General features: G+C 60.8%; 30 protein-coding genes. 10 read left to right on the top strand and 20 right to left on the bottom strand.

Annotated elements, in window-relative coordinates; translation table 11 throughout:
- Positions 1–41 precede the first annotated feature (41 nt).
- Positions 42–794 (bottom strand): pyridoxine 5'-phosphate synthase, encoded by a 753-nt coding sequence (locus AC1D17_RS05780; RefSeq protein WP_477564458.1) that lies wholly within the window; start codon positions 792–794, stop codon positions 42–44.
- A 474-nt stretch (positions 795–1,268) separates the two neighbouring features.
- Between AC1D17_RS05780 and AC1D17_RS05775 the strand changes: the two genes are divergently transcribed.
- Positions 1,269–2,384: a hypothetical protein gene (locus AC1D17_RS05775; protein ID WP_477564457.1), complete on the top strand. Its 1,116-nt coding sequence runs from the start codon at positions 1,269–1,271 to the stop codon at positions 2,382–2,384.
- Between the two features lie 348 nt (positions 2,385–2,732).
- Positions 2,733–3,398, top strand: coding sequence for a MerR family transcriptional regulator (locus tag AC1D17_RS05770; RefSeq protein WP_477564456.1), 666 nt, complete (start codon positions 2,733–2,735; stop codon positions 3,396–3,398).
- A 12-nt stretch (positions 3,399–3,410) separates the two neighbouring features.
- Here AC1D17_RS05770 and AC1D17_RS05765 read toward each other — a convergent pair whose 3' ends face one another.
- Positions 3,411–4,541, bottom strand: coding sequence for an ATP-dependent DNA helicase (locus AC1D17_RS05765; protein ID WP_477564455.1), 1,131 nt, complete (start codon positions 4,539–4,541; stop codon positions 3,411–3,413).
- Positions 4,542–4,759: 218 nt separating this feature from the next.
- Between AC1D17_RS05765 and AC1D17_RS05760 the strand changes: the two genes are divergently transcribed.
- The 4 genes from AC1D17_RS05760 to AC1D17_RS05745 all read left to right on the top strand — a co-directional run bounded on the left by AC1D17_RS05760 (position 4,760) and on the right by AC1D17_RS05745 (position 7,665).
- Positions 4,760–5,860: an AbrB family transcriptional regulator gene (locus AC1D17_RS05760; RefSeq protein ID WP_477564454.1), complete on the top strand. Its 1,101-nt coding sequence runs from the start codon at positions 4,760–4,762 to the stop codon at positions 5,858–5,860.
- Positions 5,861–5,961: 101 nt separating this feature from the next.
- Positions 5,962–6,336 carry a COG4315 family predicted lipoprotein gene (locus AC1D17_RS05755; RefSeq protein ID WP_477564453.1) on the top strand — a complete coding sequence of 125 codons (375 nt, stop codon included), beginning with the start codon at positions 5,962–5,964 and terminating at the stop codon, positions 6,334–6,336.
- On the top strand, positions 6,320–6,874 hold the full coding sequence (locus AC1D17_RS05750; RefSeq protein WP_477564452.1) for an RNA polymerase sigma factor: 555 nt from the start codon (positions 6,320–6,322) through the stop codon (positions 6,872–6,874). Before AC1D17_RS05755 ends, AC1D17_RS05750 begins: the two co-directional genes overlap by 17 nt.
- A complete protein-coding gene (locus AC1D17_RS05745; protein ID WP_477564451.1) occupies positions 6,871–7,665 on the top strand; it encodes an anti-sigma factor family protein in 795 nt (264 codons plus the stop codon). Before AC1D17_RS05750 ends, AC1D17_RS05745 begins: the two co-directional genes overlap by 4 nt.
- A 69-nt stretch (positions 7,666–7,734) precedes the next feature.
- Here the strand turns inward: AC1D17_RS05745 and AC1D17_RS05740 are convergent, their stop codons facing one another.
- The 7 genes from AC1D17_RS05740 to AC1D17_RS05710 all read right to left on the bottom strand — a co-directional run bounded on the left by AC1D17_RS05740 (position 7,735) and on the right by AC1D17_RS05710 (position 11,536).
- On the bottom strand, positions 7,735–8,118 hold the full coding sequence (locus AC1D17_RS05740) for a nitrile hydratase accessory protein (protein WP_477564450.1): 384 nt from the start codon (positions 8,116–8,118) through the stop codon (positions 7,735–7,737).
- Positions 8,087–8,746 (bottom strand): nitrile hydratase subunit beta, encoded by a 660-nt coding sequence (nthB, locus tag AC1D17_RS05735; protein WP_477564449.1) that lies wholly within the window; start codon positions 8,744–8,746, stop codon positions 8,087–8,089. Before nthB ends, AC1D17_RS05740 begins: the two co-directional genes overlap by 32 nt.
- Positions 8,743–9,366 (bottom strand): nitrile hydratase subunit alpha, encoded by a 624-nt coding sequence (nthA, locus tag AC1D17_RS05730; RefSeq protein WP_477564504.1) that lies wholly within the window; start codon positions 9,364–9,366, stop codon positions 8,743–8,745. Before nthA ends, nthB begins: the two co-directional genes overlap by 4 nt.
- Positions 9,367–9,380: 14 nt before the next feature.
- Positions 9,381–10,193: a bestrophin-like domain gene (locus AC1D17_RS05725; protein ID WP_477564448.1), complete on the bottom strand. Its 813-nt coding sequence runs from the start codon at positions 10,191–10,193 to the stop codon at positions 9,381–9,383.
- A gap of 44 nt (positions 10,194–10,237) precedes the next feature.
- Complete coding sequence (locus AC1D17_RS05720; RefSeq protein ID WP_477564447.1) at positions 10,238–10,831, bottom strand: LysE family translocator; 594 nt, start codon at positions 10,829–10,831, stop codon at positions 10,238–10,240.
- 83 nt (positions 10,832–10,914) lie between these two features.
- A complete protein-coding gene (locus AC1D17_RS05715) occupies positions 10,915–11,274 on the bottom strand; it encodes a type II toxin-antitoxin system PemK/MazF family toxin (protein ID WP_477564446.1) in 360 nt (119 codons plus the stop codon).
- Positions 11,267–11,536 carry an AbrB/MazE/SpoVT family DNA-binding domain-containing protein gene (locus tag AC1D17_RS05710; protein WP_477564445.1) on the bottom strand — a complete coding sequence of 90 codons (270 nt, stop codon included), beginning with the start codon at positions 11,534–11,536 and terminating at the stop codon, positions 11,267–11,269. Before AC1D17_RS05710 ends, AC1D17_RS05715 begins: the two co-directional genes overlap by 8 nt.
- Before the next feature lie 84 nt (positions 11,537–11,620).
- Between AC1D17_RS05710 and AC1D17_RS05705 the strand changes: the two genes are divergently transcribed.
- Positions 11,621–12,466, top strand: a complete 846-nt coding sequence (locus AC1D17_RS05705; protein ID WP_477564444.1) for an aldo/keto reductase — start codon at positions 11,621–11,623, stop codon at positions 12,464–12,466.
- 47 nt (positions 12,467–12,513) lie between these two features.
- Here AC1D17_RS05705 and ilvN read toward each other — a convergent pair whose 3' ends face one another.
- Both ilvN and AC1D17_RS05695 read right to left on the bottom strand, forming a co-directional pair.
- Complete coding sequence (gene ilvN / locus AC1D17_RS05700; protein ID WP_264223667.1) at positions 12,514–13,086, bottom strand: acetolactate synthase small subunit; 573 nt, start codon at positions 13,084–13,086, stop codon at positions 12,514–12,516.
- Positions 13,087–13,109: 23 nt separating this feature from the next.
- Positions 13,110–14,894 (bottom strand): acetolactate synthase 3 large subunit, encoded by a 1,785-nt coding sequence (locus tag AC1D17_RS05695; protein ID WP_477564443.1) that lies wholly within the window; start codon positions 14,892–14,894, stop codon positions 13,110–13,112.
- A gap of 324 nt (positions 14,895–15,218) precedes the next feature.
- On the opposite strand from AC1D17_RS05695, the gene AC1D17_RS05690 reads away from it, so the two are divergent.
- Entirely contained in the window at positions 15,219–17,273 is a 2,055-nt protein-coding gene (locus tag AC1D17_RS05690; protein WP_477564442.1) for an ATP-binding protein, read from the top strand.
- Between the two features lie 29 nt (positions 17,274–17,302).
- Here the strand turns inward: AC1D17_RS05690 and miaA are convergent, their stop codons facing one another.
- Positions 17,303–18,208 carry a tRNA (adenosine(37)-N6)-dimethylallyltransferase MiaA gene (gene miaA / locus AC1D17_RS05685; RefSeq protein ID WP_477564441.1) on the bottom strand — a complete coding sequence of 302 codons (906 nt, stop codon included), beginning with the start codon at positions 18,206–18,208 and terminating at the stop codon, positions 17,303–17,305.
- Between miaA and serB the strand changes: the two genes are divergently transcribed.
- The gene (gene serB, locus AC1D17_RS05680) at positions 18,207–19,094 is read left to right on the top strand and encodes a phosphoserine phosphatase SerB (RefSeq protein ID WP_477564440.1); all 888 of its coding nucleotides are present in this window, start codon (positions 18,207–18,209) and stop codon (positions 19,092–19,094) included. The genes miaA and serB overlap by 2 nt on opposite strands.
- Positions 19,091–19,648 carry a GNAT family N-acetyltransferase gene (locus tag AC1D17_RS05675; protein WP_477564439.1) on the top strand — a complete coding sequence of 186 codons (558 nt, stop codon included), beginning with the start codon at positions 19,091–19,093 and terminating at the stop codon, positions 19,646–19,648. The genes serB and AC1D17_RS05675 overlap by 4 nt, the downstream gene beginning before the upstream one ends.
- An 81-nt stretch (positions 19,649–19,729) precedes the next feature.
- Here the strand turns inward: AC1D17_RS05675 and AC1D17_RS05670 are convergent, their stop codons facing one another.
- From AC1D17_RS05670 to AC1D17_RS05635, 8 genes are all read right to left on the bottom strand, one after another.
- Positions 19,730–21,262, bottom strand: a complete 1,533-nt coding sequence (locus AC1D17_RS05670) for a DegQ family serine endoprotease (protein ID WP_477564438.1) — start codon at positions 21,260–21,262, stop codon at positions 19,730–19,732.
- A 201-nt stretch (positions 21,263–21,463) separates the two neighbouring features.
- Positions 21,464–21,850 (bottom strand): ACT domain-containing protein, encoded by a 387-nt coding sequence (locus tag AC1D17_RS05665; protein WP_477564437.1) that lies wholly within the window; start codon positions 21,848–21,850, stop codon positions 21,464–21,466.
- A 3-nt stretch (positions 21,851–21,853) separates the two neighbouring features.
- Positions 21,854–22,039, bottom strand: a complete 186-nt coding sequence (locus AC1D17_RS05660) for a DUF2065 domain-containing protein (RefSeq protein WP_112840202.1) — start codon at positions 22,037–22,039, stop codon at positions 21,854–21,856.
- 8 nt (positions 22,040–22,047) lie between these two features.
- Positions 22,048–22,965, bottom strand: coding sequence for a protease modulator HflC (gene hflC, locus AC1D17_RS05655; protein WP_477564436.1), 918 nt, complete (start codon positions 22,963–22,965; stop codon positions 22,048–22,050).
- Complete coding sequence (gene hflK / locus AC1D17_RS05650; protein ID WP_477564435.1) at positions 22,965–24,074, bottom strand: FtsH protease activity modulator HflK; 1,110 nt, start codon at positions 24,072–24,074, stop codon at positions 22,965–22,967. Before hflK ends, hflC begins: the two co-directional genes overlap by 1 nt.
- A 150-nt stretch (positions 24,075–24,224) precedes the next feature.
- A complete protein-coding gene (locus AC1D17_RS05645) occupies positions 24,225–24,740 on the bottom strand; it encodes a dihydrofolate reductase (protein WP_477564434.1) in 516 nt (171 codons plus the stop codon).
- Positions 24,733–25,338 (bottom strand): glutathione S-transferase family protein, encoded by a 606-nt coding sequence (locus AC1D17_RS05640; RefSeq protein WP_477564433.1) that lies wholly within the window; start codon positions 25,336–25,338, stop codon positions 24,733–24,735. Before AC1D17_RS05640 ends, AC1D17_RS05645 begins: the two co-directional genes overlap by 8 nt.
- Before the next feature lie 62 nt (positions 25,339–25,400).
- Complete coding sequence (locus AC1D17_RS05635; protein WP_477564432.1) at positions 25,401–26,195, bottom strand: thymidylate synthase; 795 nt, start codon at positions 26,193–26,195, stop codon at positions 25,401–25,403.
- Positions 26,196–26,247 lie beyond the last annotated feature (52 nt).

The following is a 26,247-nucleotide window of genomic DNA, read 5'->3' as shown; positions in this document are numbered from 1 at the left end:
GACAGAGGGCTCCGCACACGCGGAGCCCTCTTCCGCAGGTGTCAGACGACCTGGCCGCAGGCGCGGCAGAAGCGGCGGACGGTTTCCGCCATGCCGTATTCCAGCGCTTCGGCGGTCAAACCATGGCCGATCGAGACTTCGGCCAGATTGGAAATCCGTGTAGCAAGTGCCGGCAGGTTGGCGACCGTCAGGTCGTGGCCGGCATTGACCCCAAGTCCCAAGGTCGCAGCGAGATCGGCGGTCCGGCCCAATTCTTCAAGCAGAACCGCGCCGCGCTCGGGATCGTCGTAGCATCCGCCATAAGGCCCGGTATAGAGTTCGATCCGGTCGGCACCGGTTTCCCTGGCGATCGTCAGCGCCTCGAGATCCGGATCGCCGTCGGCAAACAGCGACACGCGAAAGCCGCCCTTCTTCAACCGCCCAACGACATTGCCGAGCAGATTGTGGTTCTTGCGGAAGTCCCATCCGTGATCGGACGTCGCCTGCGCGGGATCGTCGGGCACCAGCGTCACCTGCTCGGGCTGGTGGCGCTCGACGAGTTGCAGAAACTCCTCGTTCGGAAACCCTTCCATGTTGAATTCGGTCTCAGGATAAAGATCATCGATCAATGCGCGGATCGGCGCCAGATCGGAGAACCGGATGTGGCGCTGATCCGGACGCGGATGCACGGTGAGCCCGCTGGCGCCCGCTTCAAGGGCGATCCGGCCAAGTCCGGTAACGGATGGCCAGGGAAGATCGCGCCGGTTTCGCAGCATGGCGATCGCATTCAGGTTCACAGAGAGTTTCGCAGCCATTTCAGCACCTTCCAAGGATACCGCCGTCGTTACGGTGCCCTTTCTACTGCATAATTCCTTAAATCGGAATCGATTTAAGGAAAATTATGCAGCAAATTTAAAGTGCTACAGCGACCGTGTCGCGTCATGAATGACGCGCGGCGCTGTAGCGGTTCGCCCGCCGCCCCGCAACAAATCTGCAGCAAGAGAAAGCGTCTCGGTTACAACAATCGGCCGCAGCCGCAACGGCTTTATTTCAGACGAAACGCAAGTTAAATGAACGCAATACCTGACAAACCGATAAAACTTCGATTTAATGAACGCTCATAGTACCGGCCATGCACGTGCCGAATCGCGAGCGGCGGTACTGAACCCCACGCAATCATCCAAGCCGGAACCGATGAGCCCTCGTTTTTGCCTCGACACAACCCCGTCGCCCTCCGCTCCCGACAAAGGCGCGATGGACCCGATGGCGTCTTTGGGAGAAACACGATAATGGCGCAACACGAGAGACCGGACGACCAGACGATCCGTCAATCCCTTGACGCCGTGATGTCGAGCGCACTTTTTTCCCGCTCCGAGCGCCTGCGCGCCTTCCTGAAATATGTCGTCGACAAGGAGATCGAGGGTACGGGACACCAGTTGAAGGGCTACACGATCGGCATCGACGTTTTCGACCGGCCGCAGGCCTTCAATGCCGATAGCGATCCGCTGGTGCGCGTCCATGCCGGCAAGCTGCGAAAGTTGCTGGCGGCCTATTATGCCGGCGAAGGTGCACAGGATCTCTGGCGCATCGACATTCCGAAGGGCACCTATGTGCCCGAATACAAGCGCCAGCGGATTTCACCGCCCCTGGMGGCAGATGTGGCACGTGCCGCTGCCCCATCGCGGCGGACCGCAAACAGACGTTTCTCGTGGCTGCCTGCGCCCCTATCCTCGCCGCTTGCGGTCTTGTCGGTCCTGCCACTTTTGATTTTCGTTCCTTTGTCATCGCCGGCGATGAGCGTCAACATTCCGGCCCAATCGGGCCTGCACGGTGCTGTGCTTGAACGCAAGTTCGCCGATGACCTGCCAAAAATAATGATCCGATCGCAATGGCCACGCGGCGGAACGGCCGGGCTTTTTGCCGATGCATTTCGCAACGCCGCATCGCATTACCGGACGATTGCCGCGGTGCCAGCCGCTGTATCCTGGCGACGGCCGACGCCCCCGGTTGCCGATCCGCTGGCTTTCACCGTGTCCATCCTGCCGCAGAAATCACCGGCGGGCGTTCGGGTCCTGATCAACAGCGATGCGGCGGCGGACATTCTCTACGACCAGTTTATCGGTGGCGCGCAGTTGGCGAGCGAAGCCGACATTCTCTACGAGAGCCTGGCACTTGCAGCCAAGGTTCTGGCGCCCGATGGCAATATTTTCCGCTACGCCAGTGCAACGAAGATCGATAGCCCGTTGATGGAATGCATGGTCCTGACCGACGCTTACCGCCATCAGCAGACCCGCGAGGCTTTCCAGGAAGCCAAGTCCTGCCAAGAGAAACTGTCGGTCCATCATCAGCGGAAGCTGAAATTCGAGATCAATGCCGGTGCATTGCCCCTGACTCTCATCCGCTAGCAAGGCTGGGTTGTTTTCACCCGCAGAACAAGAGCCGGGATAATCTTCCCTTCCAAATCGTATATCCCGGCTCGAAACACGAGAATCTGCCGAAAAACCCCAGATTTCGCCCCAAAAGTTACTAGCTGTTCATATACGCGCCGGGCGTGTATTGTAACTGTGCAAGTGGGAGAAAGCCTGGTCGCTCATCAGGCGCGCACGATGGTTGCGAGTATCCTTCCCCAGGGATGGCGTGCAGGCCTTAAGAGCAGCCCAGGGAAACGCGCGCCGCGTCCTGATGCGTCACAGGCGGTTGCCGTTTCCAGGATATTTTCCCGCCAGTCGATCAGCGGGGGGCTTTTTCACGCTATGCCAGAACACGGAAAACCACATCCTTCTGCACCGGGTAGCCGGCCCGGCTTTCTTCCCCATCTGCCTTTGCCGGGAACCATTGCGGACAATCATGTCGCCATCGCCGACATGGCCGATGCCTTCGGGGTGACCCACCGCACCCTGCATTTCTACGAGGAAAAGGGCCTGTTGTCGGCCGACAGGATGGGACCGATGCGGGTCTACGGACTGGAGGACATCCGGCGCATGACCGTCATCAATGCCTGCCGCGAGATCGATATGCCGATCGCGGCCATACAGGACCTGATGTCAGCACTCAGCGCCTCGACCAGCCAGAAGGATGCCGCGCAGATTTTCGAAAACGCGCTGCACGCCCGAAAGCGGGAACTTGCGGCCCAGCAGTCCATCCTGCGGCGCCAGATGCAACGGATCAGCGAGCTCCTGGAATCGGTGGCCGACGGCGACAATCCGGAGCGCACGGCCCTGCCACCCATCCATCTTTCGCCGATCGAGACGAAATGCCTTACGTTCATGGCCGAAGGCTATCCGGCAAACCGCATCGCCACGATGATGGACATGGACCTGACTGCCGTTCTGACCCTCGAATCCGACATCATCCGCAAGTTCAACGGCCACAACCGCTTTCAGGCGGTCGCCAAGGCTGTGCTTTTGGGATTTGTATAGGCTGAATAGGCGTCAGCGCACGATCGTCAGCGTCTCGGCCGCACGGGTGATCGCGGTATAGAGCCAGCGCTCGCGGGTATCGCGAAAAGCCCAGCTCTCGTCGAACAGCACAACGTCGTTCCACTGCGAGCCTTGAGCCTTGTGCACGGTCAGCGCATAGCCGTAATCGAACTCGTCGTAGCGCTTGCGCGTCGACCACGGAATTTCCCCTTCGACATCCTCGAACGCGGTTTTCAACAGCTTGATCTTGGCTGCACCCCGGTCCATGTCGTCGTCTTCCGGACGGATCATCAGATTGATGCCCGGCTTCACCGTTTCCTTCGACGAGGTCATCACCTGCCAGAGCGAACCGTTGAGAAGGCCCTTGGCCGGATCGTTGCGCAGGCAGACAAGCTTGTCACCGGATTGCGGATACTCGGTCGTAAACCCTTTCAGCTCGCGCAGCCGCATGTTGTAGCGCCGCCGCGTCTTGTTGGTGCCGACCAGCACCTGATCGGCGTCGAGCACCAGGCTTTGCGTCACCTCGTTCTTGGAAATCACCCTGGCCGTCGAGCCATAGTCTCCATGCATGATCTCCTTGCCTTCGCGCACATGCATGGCAAGCTGGATGATCGGATTGTCGCGCGCCTGACGGTGGATATCCGTCAGCAGGTAGTCCGGCTCCTCATTGGTGAAGTAACCGCCACCGGACACCGGCGGCAGCTGGCCCGGATCGCCCAGCACCAGAATGGGCGTGCCGAAGCTCATCAGGTCCCGGCCGAGCGCCTCGTCGACCATCGAGCACTCGTCGATGATGATCAGCGCCGCCTTGGCGACAGGCGACTGCCGGTTGATCGAGAACATCGGCGCGATCGAGGTCTTGCCGGTCTCCTCGTCGGACACCTCTTCCTCGCCGCGCGGCCGGTAGATCAGCGAATGGATGGTCCGGGCATTCGTTGCGCCCTTCGAGCGCAGTACCTGCGCCGCCTTGCCGGTGAAGGCGGCAAAGAGAACTTCGCCATCGACATTCTCGGCAAAATGCCGGGCAAGCGTCGTCTTGCCGGTTCCGGCATAACCGAACAGCCGGAACAGCGGCGAGCGCCCTTCCTTCAACCAGCGCGAAACGGCCTTGAGGGCCTCATCCTGTTGCGGTGCGAATTCCATGTTTGTTCTATTGCCCGATTCGCAGGGACCTGTCGCGCCCTGCAGCGCTGGCCGGCAGTTCGCCGTGCTGCCCCCGCCGCATCACATTTCGCTTCAAAGTGCCGGTTACCGCAAGAAAGTGCCACATCGCCCGCATATCCCAGGGTGGCCGCTCATGATAATACCTTATCCGCCCGCCTCCCAAGCGCTGCCTCTCGTGTAATTCGAAAGTACCCAACGTGACGCCTGAACCTTCCGAAGACCCGTCCGCTCCCGTGGCCTCGGGCATCGGCCGCTGGACTATCGCATTCCAATGGGGCTTCCTGCTCCTGCTTTCCGCAGTCCTTGCCGCCGGGCTCGAACTCACCGGCATTCCGGCGGCCCTTTTGATGGGACCGATGGTGGCGGGCGCCATCGTCGGTATGAATGGCGGCACCATCCGCCTGCCGAGACCCGCCTTTCTCTGCGCCCAGGCGCTGATCGGCACGATGATCGCCGAAACCATCCGCCCCGGCATTCTGACGACCTTCTTTTCAAACTGGCCGCTTTTCCTTGCGATCGTGCTTTCGGTCATCGCCATGAGCACGCTGAGCGGCTTCGTCATCAGCAAGCTCAACATTCTGCCCGGCACGACGGCGATCTGGGGCTCTTCGGCCGGGGCTGCCACCTCGATGCTGGTCATGGCCGACGCCTATGGCGCCGATGTCCGCCTGGTCGCCTTCATGCAATATCTGCGCGTCGTCTTCGTTGCCGCCGCAGCCTCGATCGTGGCGCGCTACTGGGCAGGCGTCGATGGACCCGGCCCCGAAATCGTCTGGTTCGGGCCGATCCACCTCGTTCCCTTCCTTGAAACGCTGGCCCTTGCCCTTGCCGGCGGCTGTCTCGGCAAATGGTTGCGTCTGCCGGCCGGCGTGTTTCTGGTGCCGTTCCTGCTGGGCGCAGCGCTCAGCGTCAGCGGCATGCTGGTCATCGAGATCCCCGAATGGCTGCTGGCGCTGAGCTATGCCATGCTCGGTTGGAATATCGGGCTGGGCTTCACCCGCCCGATCCTTGCGCATGCCCGCCGCGCGCTGGTCCCGACGATCGTTTCCATCCTCGTCCTGATCGGCTTTTCCGGGCTGCTTGCCTATATCCTCGTCAAGGCCGCCGGCATCGACCCGCTGACGGCCTATCTTGCCACCAGCCCCGGCGGCATGGATTCGATCGCCATCATCGCTGCGTCCAGCGATGTCGATGTGCCCTTCGTGATGGCGCTACAGACGGCCCGGTTGCTGATGATCATGGCCGTCGGCCCGACACTTGCCCGCATCGTCGCCTCAAGGGCCATGCCGCCGCAATAAGTTTTTGCTCAAACCGGGAATAAGAAGCGGCCCTGATGTGTCTTATGTTCGAACCGGCTAAACGGCGGTTCGTTCGGAAAATTCGAAAGAGGACACATCCAATGAGACTCCTTCCGCTCGTTACCGCATTCTCCCTGATATCAGCCGCCTCCGCCTTCGCCGCCCCGGTGGTCCAGACCGTCGAGACCGGCAAGGGCAAGGTGCTGGCCGCCCAAAACGGCATGACGCTCTATACCTACAAGAAGGATGAAAAAGGCGAATCCTACTGCTATGATAAATGCGCCGCCAACTGGCCGCCTTTCCTCGGCGACGCTTCGGCCAAGGCCGACGGCGACTATACGCTGGTCGAGCGCAAGGATGGCAAGAAACAATGGGCTCTCAAGGGCATGCCGCTCTACTTCTTCGTCAAGGACGCGAAAAAGGGCGACGCCACCGGCGACGGTGTAGGAAAGGTCTGGGATGCCGCACGCCCATGATCCCGATACGCGCGTGAAGGGGGAACATCCCCCTTCCGCCGAGACGTTTGAAAAGCAGATCCTGTCGCTGGTGCCGTCGCTGCGGCGCTATTCCCGCAGCCTTGCCAAATCCGACAGCGATGGCGAAGACCTTTTGCAGGACTGCATCGAGAAGGTGCTGGTTCGCCGCGGCCAATGGCGCGGCATCAACCTGCGGGCCTGGGCCTTCACCATCATGACCAATCTGTACCGCGACCGGCACCGGCGCGTCGTTCAGCACCCGTCGGTAGAACTCGACGATACACTGGGCCTGACAGCCGAGGACGTGTCCGGCGACCCGCTGGAAAAGACCCGGCTGCACGACGCGCTCAATGCGCTGAGCGCGGACCACCGTTCAGTGCTGATGCTCGTCGTCATCGAGGGGTATGGCTATCAGGATGTCGCCGACATGCTGGCCATCCCGATCGGCACCGTCATGTCCCGCCTGTCGCGCGCGCGCCGTCAGATGGCGGCGCATCTGGCCGAGAACAACATTGTGACACTGCGGAGACCGAAATGACTGACAACCACAAACCGGTCACCGAAATAGACCTCCACGCCTATGTTGACGGCTTTCTCGACGAGCAACGCCGGCGCGAGATCGAACTCTGGTTGAAGGACCATCCGGAGGAAGACGCCGAGATCCGGCAGTGGCAGGCACAGGCGACGGAATTGAAAGCAGCCTTCTCCAGCTATGCGCGACCAGGCGAAAATGACGGCAAGCTGGTGAGCAAGGCTGCTCCTGCCAGAACGTCCTCGGCGGTCTGGCGCCAGACAGCCCTCATCGCCGCCTCGCTTATTCTCTTCCTGTCGGGCACGGCTGCGGGGATCTACGGCGGGCGGCTGCTCAGCCAGCCCGCGCCGGCCGAAAACACCGCCATGTTCGAAAGCCTGCCCGGCCAGAGCAAGACGGCATTCCTCGTCTATGCCAGCGAAAAGCGCCATCCGGTCGAGGTCGGCGCCGATCAGGAGGAACATCTGGTCACCTGGCTCGGCAAGCGCCTCGACTACAAGCTGGTTGCTCCGGACCTCAAAGGCCTGGGATTTTCGCTTGTCGGCGGCAGGCTCCTGCCGGTCAACGGCAAGGCCGGGGCTATGTTGATGTATCAGGACACGGCCGGACAACGTCTGACCGTTCTTCTCGGCAAAAACCCGCAGAACGGCGAAACCAGCTTCCGCTTTGAATCCACAGGATCGCTCGAAACATTCTACTGGATCGATGGCGCCATCGGCTATGCCGTCACCGGCGAGGTCAGCCGCGCTAAGCTGCAGCAAATCGCCGAGGAATGTTACCGGCAATTCGAGACCTGAGGGCGATACGCCCGTAAAGTGAGTGCAGGATGTGAAAGCACCCTGCCCTGACCAAGTCATTGGCAGAGATCAGCGTTCCGGATCATTTTCCAAGAGGATAGGCCTGCCATGCGGTGTCGCCTCGGCTGCTCTCTGCCAACTCTGCGTCAGTTGGTCGAGATTATCCTGCGAGGTGATCGACAGTTCGGTGACGAGGCGGGAAAGGGCTGCGACCCAGCAATCGAAATAGTCGCTGGCGTCGGCCCGGCGGCCGGGTTTGTACAGTTCGTGCGACAAGGCTTCGGCCCATTCGCTCCAGGAAAAAACGCCCTTTTCGTGCAGGCGGACGGTCATGGCAAAAGCTTCCGCCTGCCATGGCTCTGCGAAGACAGGGTCACCCTCGGTGGATTTCGGCAGTCCCGGAGAGGACGTGAGCGAAGGCTCATGCGCGTTCAAGATAACTCTCCCATGCATCGATCGAAACAGTAAGGGAGGGATCGGCCCCCTCGCCCCAGATTTCACCGCCGTCGAAAACAACCGTGTAGACCCACTGCGGATTCTCGCCCTTGGCATGGGCGTTATCGTCGGGAAAGACGAACGAACCCTGCACGGCTTCGACAATGCCGGTCTTGGCGCGGGCATAGCGCGGCAGCCGCGTATGGGTCTTCGGATTGAAGTTTTTCGTCCGTACCCGGTCACCGGCTGCAAAGACCGGTCCCGCGGACACCGGCCGGTCGCACGGCCCGCCCTTGGCCAGAACGCCGGGAACCATGTCCGCCGTCAGAATACGCTTGGGTTCCCTGCCCTTGTCCAGCATCCGGCCAGCGGCCAGTTCGGCGGCGGAAACGAAACCATGCCGCTTCAGCAGGGTCTCCAGCGCGCGAGTCCAGATTTCGTAATAGCTGGCCGAGAGATAGGTCGCCGGGGATAGGCTTTCGCGCGCATGCCGGCTCTCGTCGATCGTCCACGCTCCGAAGGCACCGCAGGAGAGCGTCAGGCCGAGCGCCCGCTTTTCCCATTCCGCATGGAAATACGGCTCGTCCTTTTCCGGCGCCACTGGACCCATGCCATGCTGCCCGCCAAGATCCTGCGCGCCGTTCATCGCGTGCCTCCGGCCTCAATCGCCAGCCCCGTGCCGATCATCGAATCGCGCGTCACCAGATCGGCAAGCGCCTCCTGGCCGAGGTTTTCGGTGCCGGCGGGGCGTTCTGGAATGACGATATAGCGAAGTTCGGCCGTTGAATCCCAAACGCGGATTTTCTTGGCGTCAGGCAGCGTTACGCCGAATTCCTCAAGCACCCCGCGCGGATCGATCACCGCGCGCGAACGATAGGGCGGCGCCTTGTACCAGACCGGTGGCAGGCCAAGCACGGCCCAGGGATAGCAGGAGCAAAGCGTGCAGACGACGAGATTGTGGGTTTCCGGCGTGTTGAACACCGCACGCATATGCTCGCCCTGCCGCCCCGTATACCCAAGGCTCGCAATCGCCGCCGTGGCGTCGCGGCCCAGCCAGTCGGCAAAGCCCGGATCGCTCCAGGCCTTGGCCACCACCCGGGCGCCGTTGCGCGGACCGATCTTCGTCTCATAGGTATCGACGATCGCATCGATCGCCGCCGGATCGATCAATCCCTTCTGGGTCAGCACGGTTTCGAGCGCCTTCACCCGGGCCTGCATCCCGGAGAAATGATTGTCGTGGTGATCGTGATCGTCGTGATCGTGCATGGCGTCCTCGGTTGTCATGGACTGGGTTCTCCGGTCAGGGCGGCGGGCGACACGCCCTTGCCGATATCCCCACGCAGCAGATTTTCGAAAGCCACGGGAGCCAGCTTTCCGGGTTGCTCGAACGGGTTCGAAAAAGCAAAAATGAAGAACAGGACGACACCCGAATAGGCGCCGAAAATCGACAGCAGGAACATATGTGTCCGCGTCGGACGATAGACATAGAACGGGATGGAAAGCAGGCAAAGGCCGATCAAAGCCGGCGCCCAGAACATCCCGCCAAATCCGCCCGCCGCCGTCTCTTCGCGAATCTGGCGGAAGCGCGCAATCGCAGTGGCTCGGTCGCGCATCCGATTGGCCAGATAGCGCTGGCGGTCCGTTTCCGGCATCAGATCGAGCAGCCGGTCATAAACGCCGTTCCATTCGACCCAGGCCCTGGCGGACAGCCCCTGATCATGTCCGAGCATGTCCCATTCTTCGCCGACAACGGTCACCACATAGCTGGACAGACCGCGTTGAATCGGTGCGACGACCGGCCCGCCATATCGCCCCGCGTCGGTGTACACATCGGATATCGCCACAGCCTCTTCCATCAGATTGTTACGTATACCTTTGTAGTCGTCGAGTTCCTGCGCATAGACCAGGGCGAGGATGAGACCGTGCAAGGCAGCGATGCGCACTGCAACTGTCGCTGCCGCATCATGGGTCCGATCGCCTTCCAGGCCAGGATTGAGCAATTTCCGCGCCGCGAAATAGCAGCCGAAGACGATGACAAGTGCACCGGTAATGAAGGCAATGCCGATAACGATCGAGGTAACCATGTCCGACATGCCTGCATCCCCATCCGGTCTGGAAATAGACCATGCTTCGCCTGCTATCGCAGCATCGGCCAAAGACTGAGAACGAGCAAGACCGCCATGGTGATGTTGAACCATTTCAGCCGCGCCGGTTCGGACAGCCATTGCCGAAGCGCCGAGCCGAAACCGGCCCAGGTCGAAACACTGGGAACGTTGACGATGGCAAAGATGGCACCGACGATGAGGACGCTCGCCTGATAGCTCTGCTCGGTCGTATAGGTCGCCATCGCCGTCACGGCCATCACCCACGCCTTCGGATTGATCCACTGGAATGCCGCCGCCTGCACGAATGTCATCGGCACGGCACCCGCCTTGCCCTCCGACAGCGTCCGCGACGAACCGATCTTCCAGGCGATCCAGACGAGATAGGCACCGCCTGCGAATTTCAACCCCGTATAAAGCAGCGGCAGGGAATGCAGAAGCGCGCCCAGTCCAAGGCCGACAGCAATCAATAGCGTCAGGAACCCGGCGCCGATGCCGAGCATGTGCGGGACGGTGCGGGCAAAACCGAAATTGACGCCCGAGGCGAACAGCATCATGTTGTTCGGGCCTGGCGTGATCGATGTCGTGAACGCAAAAAGAAACAGCGCCAGAAGCGTGTCGGCCTGCATGAAGTCCTCCCGATGCACTTATGTCAGGTTAATTGACCTATCTTCAAAGGCCACCCGAAACTTGTCATGGTGACAAGAAGCACTCAGCGCGCAAAGGGTGGTACTTCGAGTTCGAGCAACCGGCCGACATAGCTGCGAACGATTGTGACGAAGTCTGCAGGAACGGTTTCGACATGCCGAAGAAGCCTTTCGCTTTTGTCGATCGCCCGGACCTGATCGGCCAGAACCATACCCAACGTCTTCAAGCCTTCCGGCAGCGCCACTTTCGTTGCCCAGACCTGCATATTGCCGGTGATCGGACAGACGATCACCCGCCGTGATTTTTCATGCATGAGATTGGAGGAAATAATCAGAATCGGCCGGACACCGGACTGCTCGCTCCCCCTTATCGAGTCGAGATCGGCAAGATAGATGTCGCCGGCAGCAGGGATCCTGTCAGTCATGATCGTAGAAGCGTTCGGACCCGACGTCAGGCCCCCAATCGACGGTTTTGGGTTCGTTTTCCCACCCGATACGGTCCATTTCGGCGATCATTTCCGTCAACGGAGGAGCCAGTTGCAGCCGCTTCTTTTCAATGATGGCTTGACCATTGCGAACGGTCAGATCGACGGTATCGCCGTCCGCAAAGCCGAGTTCATCCATGGCCGCCTTCGGCAACCGGATAGCGGAACTGTTGCCCCATCTGGAGATTGTGACCTTGGTCATGCCCGCGCCTCAATGATATACTGTGTATATCATGACGCTGACATGCGAACAACGTAGCCGTCATCGACAAGTGAGAGGTCTCGCATGCAAATCCCGATTCCCACCACATCCCTTCCCGGCGGCAAAACCGTCCCGGTGCTCGGCCAGGGAACCTGGCACATGGGCGAGCGCAAGACGAGTGCCGCCGACGAAACCAGGTGCCTGCGCCACGGCCTCGATCTCGGCATGACGCTGATCGACACCGCCGAAATGTATGCCGACGGCGGCGCCGAGCGGATCGTGGCGGAAGCGGTCAAGGGCCGCCGCGGCGATGCCTTCATCGTCAGCAAGGTGCTGCCCACCAATGCCAGCCGCGAAGGCACGATCAGGGCCTGCGAATCAAGCCTGAAGCGGCTCGGCACCGATCACATCGACCTCTATCTGCTGCATTGGCGCGGCCGCTATCCGCTCCGCGAGACAGTCGAAGCCTTCCAAGCGTTGCGCCAGGCCGGAAAGATCGGCGCCTGGGGCGTCTCCAATTTCGATACGGACGATATGGAGGAGCTTCTCAGCGTGCCGGACGGCGGCCATGTCGCAGCCAACCAGGTGCTCTACAATCTCGCCCGCCGCGGGATCGAATACGACCTCCTGAAGGACAGCCAGGCCCGCGGGGTTCCCGTCATGGCCTATTCGCCGCTCGACGAGGGCCGGCTGATGCGCCACCCCGACCTCATCCATATCGCCAAGGCGCATCAGGCGACGGTCGCACAGGTGGCGCTTGCCTTCCTGATCCGAAATCGGGGCGTCATCGTCATTCCGAAAACGGCAATGCCGGAGCGCGCGCGGGAAAACCGGGCAACGGTCGAGGTCCATCTGACCGACGACGATCTGGCAATCCTCGACAGGGCGTTTCCGCCGCCGAAAAGGAAAATGCCGCTGGAGATGATTTGAGCAAACAGTCTTTATGACGAAGGGCGCCAGTGGCGCCCTTCGTCATTTCACATTCCCTGTGGGCCGCGGTTCATCGCCGCGATGCCGGTGCGGCAGACTTCGAGCACGCCGAGCGGCTTCATGATCGCCACGAACTGGTCGATCTTGGAGGATTTGCCGGTGATTTCGAGAATAAAATGCTCGAGCGTCGCGTCAATTACCTTGGCGTGGAAGGCGTCGGCGAGACGCAGCGTTTCCGCCCGGCTTTCACCGTGCCCGCTGACCTTGACCAGAGCCACTTCGCGCTCGATCGGCCGGTCGTGGCCAAGCTCGGCAGCACGCACGGTCAGATCGACGACGCGATGGACCGGTACGATACGCTCCAGCTGCGCCTTGATCTGCTCCAGCACATGCGGCGTGCCGCGCGTGACGATGGTGATGCGCGACAGGTGCGACTGGTGCTCGGTTTCCGAGACCGTCAGGCTTTCGATATTGTAGCCACGGCCGGAAAACAGGCCGATGACGCGGGCAAGGACGCCCGGCTCGTTGTCGACAAGAACCGAAAGCGTGTGGTTTTCCGCCTTCTCGGTTTCCTTGGCGATGAAATAGGCGGAGCCGGTCGGCTGAAGATGTGCGTTCATGATCGTGTCCTTTTCCTATTCCATCAAACCAGTGCGCGGCCCTTGGCGTCGATCGCGTTGGCGACCGCTTCGTCCGTGGCTTCGTCCGGCAACAACATCTCGTTATGCGCCTTGCCCGACGGGATCATCGGGAAGCAGTTGGCGAGATTGGCGACGCGGCAATCGAAGATCACCGGCGCCGGGCTGTCGATCATCGCCTGAATGGCTGCATCGAGGTCGGCCGGCTTTTCGCAGCGAATGCCGACGCCGCCATAGGCTTCGGCGAGCTTGACGAAATCGGGCATGGCTTCGGTGTAGGAGTTGGACAGGCGGTTGCCATGCAGCAGCTGCTGCCACTGGCGAACCATGCCCATGTACTGGTTGTTGAGGATGAAGATCTTGACCGGCAGATTATACTGCACGGCGCAGGACATTTCCTGAATGCACATCTGGATCGACGCATCTCCGGCAATGTCAATGACGAGACTGTCGGGATGGGCGACCTGAACGCCGACCGCCGCCGGGAAACCGTAACCCATGGTGCCGAGGCCGCCCGAGGTCATCCAGCGGTTCGGATGCTCGAAGCCGTAGAACTGGGCCGCCCACATCTGGTGCTGGCCGACTTCCGTGGTGATGTAGGTGTCGCGGTGCTTGGTCAGCTCGTACAGGCGCTGAATGGCATATTGCGGCATGATGACGTCGTCGCTCATCTTGTAGGCAAGCGAATTGCGGCCGCGCCAGCGGGCGATACCGTCCCACCACTCGGCCAGACGCGTCTTGTCGGCATCCTTGGCCAAGGCACGCCAGACGCGGACCATGTCTTCCAGAACGTTGCCGACATCGCCGATGATCGGAACATCGACGCGCACGGTCTTGTTGATCGATGAAGGATCGATGTCGATATGGATTTTCTTGGAATTGGGCGAGAAGGCGTTGAGACGGCCGGTGATACGGTCGTCGAAGCGCGCGCCGATGCAGACCATGACGTCGCAGTCGTGCATGGCCATATTGGCCTCGAAGGTGCCGTGCATGCCCAGCATACCGAGCCAGTTCTTGCCCGATGCCGGATAAGCGCCCAACCCCATCAGCGTCGAAGTGATCGGGAAGTTGGTCAACTCGACCAGTTCGCGCAGCAATTGCGATGCTTCCGGCCCGGAATTGACAACGCCGCCGCCGGAATAGATGACCGGACGGCGCGCGCCCTTCATCAACTCGATGGCCTGTTCGATATGGCGCATGTCGCCCTGGAGCTTCGGCTGGTAGCTGTGCTGGACCTTGGCTGCCGAAGGCGGCGTATAGGTGCCGGTAGCGAACTGGACGTCCTTGGGAATATCGACGACGACCGGGCCAGGCCGGCCGGACTGGGCGATGCGGAACGCCTCATGGATGATGCTGGCCAGCTCATTGACGTCCTTGACCAGCCAGTTGTGCTTGGTGCAGGGCCGGGTGATGCCGACGGTGTCGCATTCCTGGAAGGCATCGGAGCCAATCAGCGAGGTCGGAACCTGGCCGGTGAGGCAGACGAGCGGGATACTGTCCATCAACGCATCCTGCAGCGGCGTGACGGCGTTGGTCGCACCCGGACCGGACGTCACCAGCATAACACCGACCTTGCCGGTCGAGCGGGCATAGCCTTCGGCCATGTGGCCGGCGCCCTGCTCGTGGCGCACGAGGATATGCTCGATATCGTCCTGCTGGAAGATTTCGTCATAGATCGGCAGGACGGCACCGCCCGGATAACCGAAAATATGCTCCACACCGTTGTCCCTCAGTGCCTGAAGAACAATTTCCGCCCCTGTCATCTGCATCTGGCTTTCTGTACCGCTCATTGGCCTGTTTCCGTCCATGTTCGCGTTTTGGCTGTGAGTATCGTGTTTGAAGGCATAAAAAAAGGCCCCTTGAGGGCCTCGTGTTTTGCGCATGGGTGCTATCGCCGGATGGTTACACCATCCTGCCCATGCGCCGTCCCACCACAAGAATTGCTGCGATATTGATCATGGGCGCGATTGATAAACAGAAATATCCGCCCCGTCAACGCCTTTCCCGAAAACAACCGGAACCAGTCCAAAACGATACAGGCACGTGCAAGCCCAAGAAACAACTTGTTAAATCCCTTCCAGTAATATGGCACACTCTTGACCAGAGGTTTCCCATTGCTGAACAATGACCTACATTCGTCGATAAGCGCCGGAGAGCAGGATCGCCGCGATGCCCTGAAACGGGGCAACCGGTTCCTCGGCCGCGTCGTTGCGTGCAGCGGTTCGCGGGCGACCATCGCAGCCATTGCCGAAAACGGCGAGACGTCGCTCACCGAACTCTGGTCAGTCGGCCGGCTGATCTCGATCACGGTCGGCAAGAACCGTGTCGTCGCGCTCGTCTATTCCATGCAGACCGCCACCAACGAATGGGGTGAGGAACTCGACAACACGTTCCGCATCGAAGTGGAGCTGATGGGCGAAGTTCATTTAAGCCCGAACGGACGCGAAGAATTTTCCGCCGGCATCAGCCAGTATCCCTATCTCGGTGCCATCGCCCATCGCATCCGCTCGGCCGACCTTGCCCGCATCTACGACACCGGCAAGAACGACACCTGTGTCATCGGCAAGCTGACCCAGGACGACAGCCTCGACGCCGCCATCCATGTCCCCTCGATGCTATCGAAGCATTTTGCCATCGTCGGCACCACCGGCGTCGGCAAATCGACGGCCGTCAGCCTGCTGCTGCACAAGGCCATCGCCTCGGATCCGAAGCTGCGCGTGCTGATCCTTGATCCGCACAACGAATTCGCCGCCGCCTTTCCCGAAATCGCCGTGGTCATCGATACGGATAACCTCGATCTACCCTTCTGGCTGATGAGGCTTGAGGAGTTCGCCGAGGTGGTTTTTCGCGGCCGGCCGCCGGTACCGGAAGAACTCGATATCCTTCGCGATGTCATTCCGGACGCCAAGCGTGCCTTCAAGGGTTCGGCGGAGTCCGGCCTGGCGCGCAGAACCAGCGAAAAAAGCTCGATCACCGCCGATACGCCGGTTCCCTACCGCATGGCTGATCTGCTGGCGATGATCGACGAGCGCATTGGGCGCCTCGAAGGCCGCAGCGACAAGCCGCATCTGCGTTCGCTGAAGGTGAAGGTGATCGGCGCGATCAACGATCCACGCTACAATTTCATGTTCTCGTCGAACACGATCACCGATACGATCCTGGAGACGATCGCCAAGATCTTCCGTATTCCGGGCGAAGGCAGGCCGATCACGACCTTCCAGCTCGCCGGAATCCCCTCGGAAGTCGTCAACTCCGTTGCCTCCGTGCTCTGCCGCATGGCGTTCGAGATTGCGCTTTGGAGCAATGGCGGCGTGCATATGCTGGTCGTCTGCGAGGAGGCTCACCGCTACGTCCCAGCCGATATCAGCCTCGGTTTCGTTCCGACCCGTCAGGCCATCGCCCGCATTGCCAAGGAAGGCCGCAAGTACGGTGTCTCGCTGGGGATCATCACCCAGCGCCCGGGCGAACTTGATCCGACCATCCTGTCGCAGTGCTCGACGGTCTTTGCCATGCGTCTGTCCAACGACCGCGACCAGGAAATCATCCGCTCGGCCATTCCGAATTCGTCGATTTCGACCACCAGCTTCATTTCCTCGATCGGCAATGGCGAAGCAATCGCGTTCGGCGAGGCCGTGGCGGTGCCGATGCGCATGCGGTTTACCCGGGTTGATGAAAAAAGCCTGCCGAAAGCCAACGGCATTACCGTCAAGGTAACCGACGAGACCCCCGACACCGTCGATCTGCGCAACGTCGTGTCGCGCATGCGCGCTATGCACGGACCGGACATTTCCGGCTTCCAGCAGGCTTACTCGGCAAGCCTCGGCGGGCTCGACCATGAGCCTGTTGCGGTGGAGGATGGTTTCGCAGACAACAGTGCGTTCAGCCAAACCGCACCAGCACCGCAACATGAGGCGGATGGGCCGGCTGTCGAGCCTTATAATCCGGCAATGCTGCCGCGCGCCGAGCTCGCCAATCCGCAGCTTGAGCGGTTCAACCAGATCCGTAGCCAATTGCTTTCGGATGAGCCGCCGGCGCAACCCCGGCCGGATCCATACCGGGCGCCGCCCCGCACCACACCGAGCTTCTCGCAATCGAACCCGGATCAACCCCGGCCATCCCTGCGCGAAAGCCTGTTGAAAAAACCGCTGAGCAGTATCATCCGCAAATAGCCTGGAATGCGGGAGGCTTATACCACGGATCAGGCGCTCTGCGGGTCTAGGCGTAACCAGCTGTCGTCAAGCTGGTTGCGAAACCACGTCATCTGCCGCTTGGCATATTGCCGTGTGGCGGCGGATGCGGTTTCGATCACCTCCAGCTTGCTCATCGTGCCTAAAAGCAGAGCCGCTATTTGCGGCACGCCGATCGCCTTCATCGCCGGCATTTCCGGCTTGAGATCAAGCGACAGAAGAGCCCTTACCTCCTCGACGGCGCCACTCTCCAGCATCCCCGCAAAGCGTCGGTCAATCCGCTGGCGCAGCAGCGCCCGTTCCGGCAGCACGACGATTTTCAAGGCTTTTTCGGGATCGATTGCAACCGGCCCCTGCCGCGCCTGAAAGATACGAATGGACTGGCCGGTCGCCTCGAATATTTCCAGAGCGCGCGCAATGCGTTGTCCATCGCCCGGCCGCAAAGTTGCGGCGGTTTCCGGATCCTTCTGCGAAAGGATCGCATGCAGAGCCTCGGCCCCCTTCGCCTGCAACCGGCCCCGCACATCGTCGCGTATCGCGGCGGGCACAGCCGGCATATCCGACAGGCCACCGGTCAGCGCCTTGAAGTAGAGCCCGGTGCCGCCGACGAAGACGGGTATCTTACCTTGGCTACGGGCTACCTTGAGAACCTCAGTGGCATCCCGGAACCACTCGCCCGTCGAATAGTGCCGGGAGGCCGGAACATGGCCGTAAAGATGATGCGGGATGCCCTGCATATCCGTGTCGGACGGACGCGCGGTGAGCACATGCAGCGTATCGTAGACCTGCATGCTGTCGGCATTGATCACCACGCCATTGTGCCGTTTCGCCAGCTGAACGGCGAGAGCGGACTTGCCGCTGGCGGTCGGCCCGGTTATCAGGATCGCGTCCTGTCCAATCTCAAGGTTTTTCATCATGGCCTTCGTTGCCACGCTTGTTGCCAATCCGTCAAATCCTGTCCTGACCACGGCGCTCGCCGAAGAGGCAGCAGCCGCAGTCGATGCATCCGGCCTCTACTGGCTTGCCGACGGCGTCGCCTGCGACATCGCGCTGAAAGACGGCGCCAATCCGGACTGGCAGGAAGCGCTGCTGCGCGGCGTGATCGGCGATACGCCGGTCGACGTCATCGTCCAGAACGCCGAGACGCGCCGCAAGAAACTCCTGATCGCCGACATGGACTCCACCATGATCGGCCAGGAGTGTATCGACGAACTAGCCGCCGAAGTCGGCCTGAAGGACAAGGTCGCGGCGATCACGGCCCGCGCGATGAACGGCGAGATCGCCTTCGAGCCAGCGCTGACCGAACGCGTCGCCCTGCTCAAGGGCCTACCGCTCAGCGTCGTCGGCGATGTCATCGAAAAGCGCATCACGCTGACCCCCGGCGGCCGCGAACTGGTCGCGACGATGAAAGCCAAGGGCTATTATACCGCATTGGTCTCCGGCGGCTTCACCGTCTTTACCGGTCCGATTGCGGCAACGCTCGGCTTCCACGAAAACCGCGCCAATATCCTCATCGAGAAGGACGGCTATCTGACCGGCACGGTCGCCGAGCCTATCCTCGGCAAGCAGGCCAAGGTCGATGCGCTCGTCGATATCACGACGAAGCTTGGGATTTCGACCGCTGACGCCCTTGCCGTCGGCGATGGCGCCAACGATCTCGGCATGCTGCATCTGGCCGGCGCCGGCGTCGCCCTGCATGCCAAGCCCGTCGTCTCCGCGCAGGTCAAAATTCGCATCGACCATGCCGACCTCTCCGCCCTTCTCTATATCCAGGGCTACCGGAAGACGGATTTCGTCAGGTGATCATCCTGGAAACGGAGCGCCTGCGCATCCGCAACTGGCTGGAGACAGACCGGCCGCTGTTTGCCGAAATCAACGCCGATCCCAAGGTGATGGAATTCTTTCCGCGTCAACGCTCGCGCGAAGAATCCGATGCGCTGATGGATGAGGCGCGGCGCCGCATCAGCGAAACCGGGCTTGGTTTTTTCGCCCTTGCACTCAAGGACACGGACGAGCCGATCGGCTTTCTCGGCCTCGCCCGCACCGATCTGGAGCCATTCCTGCCGGATGGCACGGTCGAGATCGGCTGGCGGCTCGCCGTCCGTTTCTGGCGTCGGGGATTTGTCACCGAAGCGGCCGAAGCGATGCTGCAGCATGGGTTTGAAGCGCACGCGCTTCCAGAAATCGTCTCTTTCGCGGTTGAAAACAACCAGCGCTCGACGGCCGTGATGAAACGCCTCGGCATGCGCCACGATCCGTCCCGAGACTTTGAGCATCCGCGGGTGCCGGACACCACGCCACAGCTCAAGCATCACGTCGTCTATGCCATCGGCCGGCATGAGTGGCTGAGACGATAAAGGCGGGCTTTTAGAGCGCTTCAAGTTCAAACGGAAGCACTCCAGCCGCCTTCACGCTCAATCAGAACCAGCCGGCGAAAACTATTCCATCCGCACGGTCACAAACCGCAGTTCGCCGGTCTTGTTGGCGATCATCAACAGCGCATTGCGCCGGCCATCCGCCTTCAGTTCCTCGACCCTTGCCGAAACGTCTTCCGGCGTTTTCATTGCCTCCTGGCCGATCTCGACGATCACGTCGCCAGACGCGATCCGCCGTTCGGCGGCGGCCGATTGCGGCTGAACCTCCGCGATGACGACGCCCTCGACATCCTCCGAAATGCCATAGGTCTTGCGGCTTTCAGCATCAAGCACGGTGAGTTTCATCCCGAGCACGATGTCGGACGCCGGCAAGTCAGCGGCCGGCGGCTCGGCCTGATCGGTGCCTTCTTCCGTCGGCGAGGTCTTGGCGTCCGCCTCGGCAAGATTGTCGCCGTCTTCGAGGCGGCCGAGCGTTACCTTGACGGTCATCTCCTTGCCGTCGCGCACGATCACCACATCGACGGCCTTGCCGACCGGGCTTTCAGCGACGACACGCGGCAGATCGCGCATTTCGACGACATCGCGGCCGTCGAATTTCAGGATCACGTCGCCTGTCTTGATCGCACCGCCATCGACAGGACCGCCCTTGATGATACCGGCTACGAGCGCCCCCTTTGGCGTCTCCATCTTCAGGCTTTCGGCAATATCGGCCGTGACCGGTTGAATGCGCACGCCGAGCCAGCCGCGATGGGTTTCGCCGAATTCCCTGAGCTGCGAAATGACGTTGCCGGCAAGTTCAGTGGGAACCGAGAAACCGATGCCGATCGATCCGCCCGTAGGCGAAATGATCGCCGTATTGATGCCGATGACCTCACCCTTCATGTTGAAGAGCGGGCCGCCGGAATTGCCCTTGTTAATCGCAGCATCGGTCTGGATGAAATTGTCATAGGGGCCGGCATTGATGTTGCGGCCGCGCGCCGAAATGATGCCGACCGTCACCGTGCCGCCCAGACCGAACGGATTGCCGATCGCCATCACCCAGTCGCCGATCCGCATCTGCCTGGAATCGCCGATCGGAACGGCGGTCAAAGGCCTTTTCGGCTCGACCTTCAAAACAGCGAGGTCGGTCTTCGTATCCGTGCCGATCAGCTTAGCCTTGAGCTTGGAGCCATTGGCGAAATTGACCTCGATATCGTCGGCGCCCTCGATCACGTGATTGTTGGTGACAATGATCCCCGAGGGATCGATGACGAAACCGGACCCGAGCGAGTTGACCGTGCGCTGGCGATTGCCGCCCTGGCCACCCTGCCCCTTGAAGAATTCGTCGAAGAAATCCTGGAACGGCGAGCCTTCCGGTACCTGCGGCATCGGCGCCTCGTCGTCATTCTTGACGTTCTGCGAGGTGGAGATGTTGACGACGGCATCAAGCAGTCCGGCGGCAAGATCGGCAACCGAATCCGGACCCTGCTGCGTCGCCGCCGGCGCCTTGATCTGCGCATGGGCGACAGACAGGGCCGGCACGGTATTCATCATGAGAGCAGCACTCGCCGCGAGCGTGACGGACCGGAAAAAGGAAGCGCGGATGGACAAGCCCATGGGGTTCTCTCGATTTGGCAACGCATGCCGCCGCAACAACGGCGAGCAGGAAATTTCGTCCTACGGACGAGCTTGGAGATTGGTTTTCCGTCAACCTCTAAGCTGCGTAAGTTGGCGTAGAATCTATTCGAAGATAAGGCGGATTTGGGACGCGTCCAGTCATCTTTTCGTTAGCGTCAAAAGCGCCACCCGCCCGCCCCGTCAATTCGTCAGTTCGTGACCGTGTGCCTTCAGCGCCGCCACGGCCTTGTCGAGGTCGGAGGCAATGATGAAGATGTAATCAGTGCTGAAGGTGGAATTGGCGAAGATGCCGACGCCGGCTTCGGAGAGCGGATTGAGCACGGAGGCGAGAACGCCCGGAACTTCGAAATTGAAATGCTGCTCGATGCGGAAACAGCGCCAGCCGCCTGACGATTGGACATTGGAGGGAATACGCGCCGCCCGGCAAACCAGCGTCATTTCCTCGCGCGAACTTGAGACGGCCCAGAAACCGGCTCCAGGCAGCCATTCCGGCAGTGGCGTTCCAATGTTGAGCCTCGTGATCGCATATTCTGCGTCCACCAATCGAATAAGCAATTTATGTGTCATGTCTTATCCTCGCACCATCCAGACAAGTGCGACGCCAATGGCGACGGATACGAGCCCGAACAGCCGCAACTGTTGCTCTGGAATATGGGGCAAACGCTTGGCCATTTCCACCAAAACCAAAGGGGCCAGTGCGTACACCAGCCCCTCGATGATCAGGAAAAATGCAATTCCTGTCAGAAAATCACCCATTGCGCTGATCAGTTTCCTGCGGCGGGCTGAGTGGCGGAAGGAGCGGCGGCCCCGTCCGAGCTGTTGAAATAGCGGAAGAATTCCGAGTCCGGCGACAGAACCAGCGTCGTCTCCGGGCTGCCGATCGCCTGATCATAGGCCGCCATCGAGCGGTAGAACTCGAAGAACTTCGGATCACGGGAAAAGGCATCGGCAAAGACGGCTGTCCGCTCGGCTTCGCCTTGACCGCGCAGGATTTCCGAATCGCGCTGCGCTTCGGCAACGAACTCGACCACCTGACGATCGGCAACGGCACGACGGGTCTGGCCCTTTTCATTACCGCGGGCGCGGATCAGTTCGGCTTCCGCCAGACGTTCCGCCTTCATCCGCTCGAAGGTCTGCTGCGAGACTTCCTGCGTCAGGTCGGTGCGGCGAATGCGAACGTCCTCGATGTTGAGGCCGAGCGATTCTGCGTCTGTCTTCAGGTCGGCGCGGACTTCGCGCATCATCGATGCACGCTCTTCGGACAGGGCCGATTCAAAGCCGCGCAGACCGTAGACCCGGCGCAAACTAGCATCGAGACGCGTGCGAAGGCGCGATTCGGCCGATTCGCGATCACCGGAAACGGTCTCGCGGAAGCGCCGGGCATCGGCGATCTTATAGACGACGAAGGCGTCAACTTCATAGAACTTGCCGCCGGAAACCTGGACGCGGATGTTGTCGAGATCGAAGCGCAGGGCCTGCTTTTCGACATACTGAACGCGGTCGGCATCCATGAAGGCGAACGGCAGCTTGAAGTAGAGACCCGGCTCGGTCTTCACGTCCTTGATCTGGCCGAAGCGCACGACGATGGCCTGCTGGCGCTGGTTGACGATGAACACGGAGGAATAGACCGCCATCAGCAGGAGTGCCAGGCCGATGAGGATATAGGGAAGACGATTGGTCATTACTGGGCCCCTCCCGACTGCACGGGCTTGCCGATTTCATTGAGCGGCAGATAGGGCAGCACACCCTGGCCGTTCTTCTCGTCGAGAATGACCTTCTTGGACTTGCCGAGAACCCCTTGCATCGTTTCGAGATAGAGACGCTTGCGCGTCACGTCGGGAGCCTTTGAATAGGCGTCATAGACAGAGATGAAGCGCTGCGCCTCACCCTGTGCTTCCTTGACGACGCGGCCCTTGTAGGCGGCCGCCTCTTCGCGCAACTGGGCTGCCTGGCCGCGGGCCTTGCCGAGCACCTGGTTGGCATACTGGTTGGCTTCTTCGACGAACCGGTCTTCGTCCTGCTCGGCGCGCTGCACTTCGTCGAACGCATCGGCGACTTCGCGCGGCGGCGCCGCATCTTCGATGGCGACCGTGTTGACGGAGACGCCGGCACCATAGGTATCCATCGTTGCCTGGATCGTCGTCTTCACGTCGGCTGCGATCGCCTGGCGGTTGTCGCGGAAGATGTCCTGCGCCGGACGGCGGCCGACGACTTCGCGCATGGCGCTTTCGGCAACCTGCTGCAGCGTGTCGGACGGATCCTCGACGTTGAAGAGATAAGCCTTCGGATCGGTCACGGAAAACAGGACGGAGAACTGGACGTTGACGATATTCTGGTCGCCCGACAGCATCAGCCCTGCGGCCGACTGGTCGCCAATGCCCGACTTGCTGCCGATATTCTGCTGCTGCTCGGTGATCTTGACCATCTCGACCGTTTCAAGCGGCCAGAAATGATAGTGCAGACCCGGCATGGAAATCTCGTCCTTCGGCTTGCCGAACCGCATTTCGACGCCGCGCTCGTCCGGCTGGACGGTGTAGATGGAGTTGATGAGGATGAAGCCGACGATCAGAAGGCCGATGATCGCGGCGACGCCGCCGTTAAAACCACCCGGCACCACGCCCTTCAGCTGGTCCTGACCCCGGCGGAAGATCTCCTCGAGATCCGGAGGACCGCCATTGCCACGGCCACCGCCACGCGGCCGGTTCGGCCCTTGGCCCCAGGGACCCTTGTTTCCACCGCCGCCGCCGCCCCAAGGACCACCGCCGCCGCCGTTCTGATTGCTCCAGGGCATTCATACCTCTTCTACAGAAAGAATTCTAAGATCAATACCCCGCGGACAGGCCGCAGGCCATGATGTGAACCCGTTATAGGTATGTCCAGAACGGCTTTCAACGCAGCGCATCCAACTTCACCGTAAATCCGGCAAAATAGTTAGCATTGCTCAGCTTTTACGCCGCCAGGTCGAGAAATGCATCGCGTGGCTGTCCTTCTCGCCTCGCGGCAGCGGCTCGTCGACGATCCTTTCGAAAACCGAGGGATCGATAGCGGGAAACCGGGTGTCACCCTCAACCTCGGCGGCGACCGTGGTGACGTGCAAGAGATCGGCCCGGCCGATTGCCTGACGGTAGATCTCGCCACCCCCGATGACGCAAACCTCATCGACGCCAAGATCAATGGCAAGCCTCAATGCTTCGTCGAGCGCGGTCTCCAGCGATTGAACGGCAATTGCCCCCTCTGCCGCGAAATGCGCATCACGGCTGACGACGATATTGGGACGGCCCGGAAGCGGCCTTCCGATCGAGATCCAGGTCTTTCGCCCCATGATCACCGGCTTTCCGAGCGTCAGCGCCTTGAAGCGCTTGAGGTCGCTCGGCAGGTGCCACGGCAGACCGCCGTCCCTGCCGATCACGCCGTTGGCGGACACCGCAACGACAAGGCTTACTTTCGGCTCAGTCATGAAATCCATCCGGCTTGACATCGACCGCACGGGCACGGGCAAGTGCCGGCCGCGCCGTTATCGACTGAACATATTGATCGACCACCGTACTGTCCGGCAACAGCTTGCGCATCCACATCAGCGCGCTGACCAGCAGCAGGTCGGCGGCACTGATCGTGTTGCCAAGCAGATAAGGCTGCTTCGTCAGCGTCTCGACCACATGCACGCACATGTCCTCGTAAACTTTCATAAGAGCCGGATGTCCGGCGGCAACGCCGGTCAGGAAAGCGCTTCCGGACGGTTCTATCACGCCGGCATAATAGGCAAGCCAAGACAGATAGGCGCCGCGCTCCGCATGTCCCGGCGGCCGGCCCAGTTCCGACTGCGGATAGAGTTCGACCAGGTATTGCACGACTGCCGTCGATTCGGTGATCAGCGCGCCATTGTGCAGCAGGGCCGGAACCTGCTTGTGCGGATGCGGATTGTCGTCATCCGGCCCGCCAGAGCCATCCCGGCGGCGAATGGAGACATAGCGGATATCGTACTCTGCCCCCAGCTCCTCAAGCAGCCAAATGATACGCGAAGAGCGCGACTGCGGCGCATGGATCAACGTCAGCATAGGGTCCTCCTCGACCGTTCAACCTCAGGTCATCCTGTCCGGCGACGGTGTCATCATTGCGGTCACACCGCAACCGGCGCCTTGATATGTGAATCGGGATCGTAGCCGACCAGTTCAAAGTCTTCAAAACGAAAGGAAAACAGGTCCTTCACATCCGGATTGATGACCATCTTCGGCAGCGCCTTCGGCGTGCGCGCCAGCTGTTCGCGTACCTGGTCGAAATGATTGTGATAAATATGCGTGTCGCCGAACGTATGGACGAAATCACCCGGCTGAAGGCCGCAGACCTGCGCCACCATCAGGGTCAGAAGCGCGTAGGAGGCGATATTGAACGGCACGCCGAGGAAGACATCGCCGGAACGCTGATAGAGCTGGCAGGACAGCTTGCCGTCGGACACATAGAACTGGAACAGACAGTGACACGGCGGCAGCGCCATCTCGTCGATCAGCGCCGGATTCCAGGCCGAGACGATATGACGGCGGGAGTTCGGGTTGTTCTTCAACCCATCGACAAGGGCTGCGATCTGATCGAGGTGACGGCCGTCATGAGCCGGCCAGGAGCGCCACTGATAGCCGTAAACCGGACCAAGATCGCCGTTCGCATCGGCCCATTCATCCCAGATGTGGACGCCATTGTCCTTCAGATAGGCGATGTTGGTGTCGCCTTTCAGGAACCATAGCAGTTCGTGGATGATCGACTTGAGATGCAGCTTCTTCGTTGTCAGGACTGGAAAGCCATCGGCCAGATTGAAACGCATCTGATAACCGAAAACAGACCGTGTGCCGGTTCCCGTCCGATCACCGCGGTCCGAGCCGGTCTCCATCACGTGACGCAAGAGGTCGAGATATTGTTTCATGGGGTCCGCCGCCGATTCGTTTCGCGGTAAAATAGGCGCAAGGCGGCGGCGA

It is taken from the genome of Pararhizobium sp. P1_E7 (assembly GCF_056405855.1).
The sequence above is the reverse complement of the archived record's forward strand: the minus strand, read 5'-3'. Positions and strand labels throughout refer to the sequence as shown.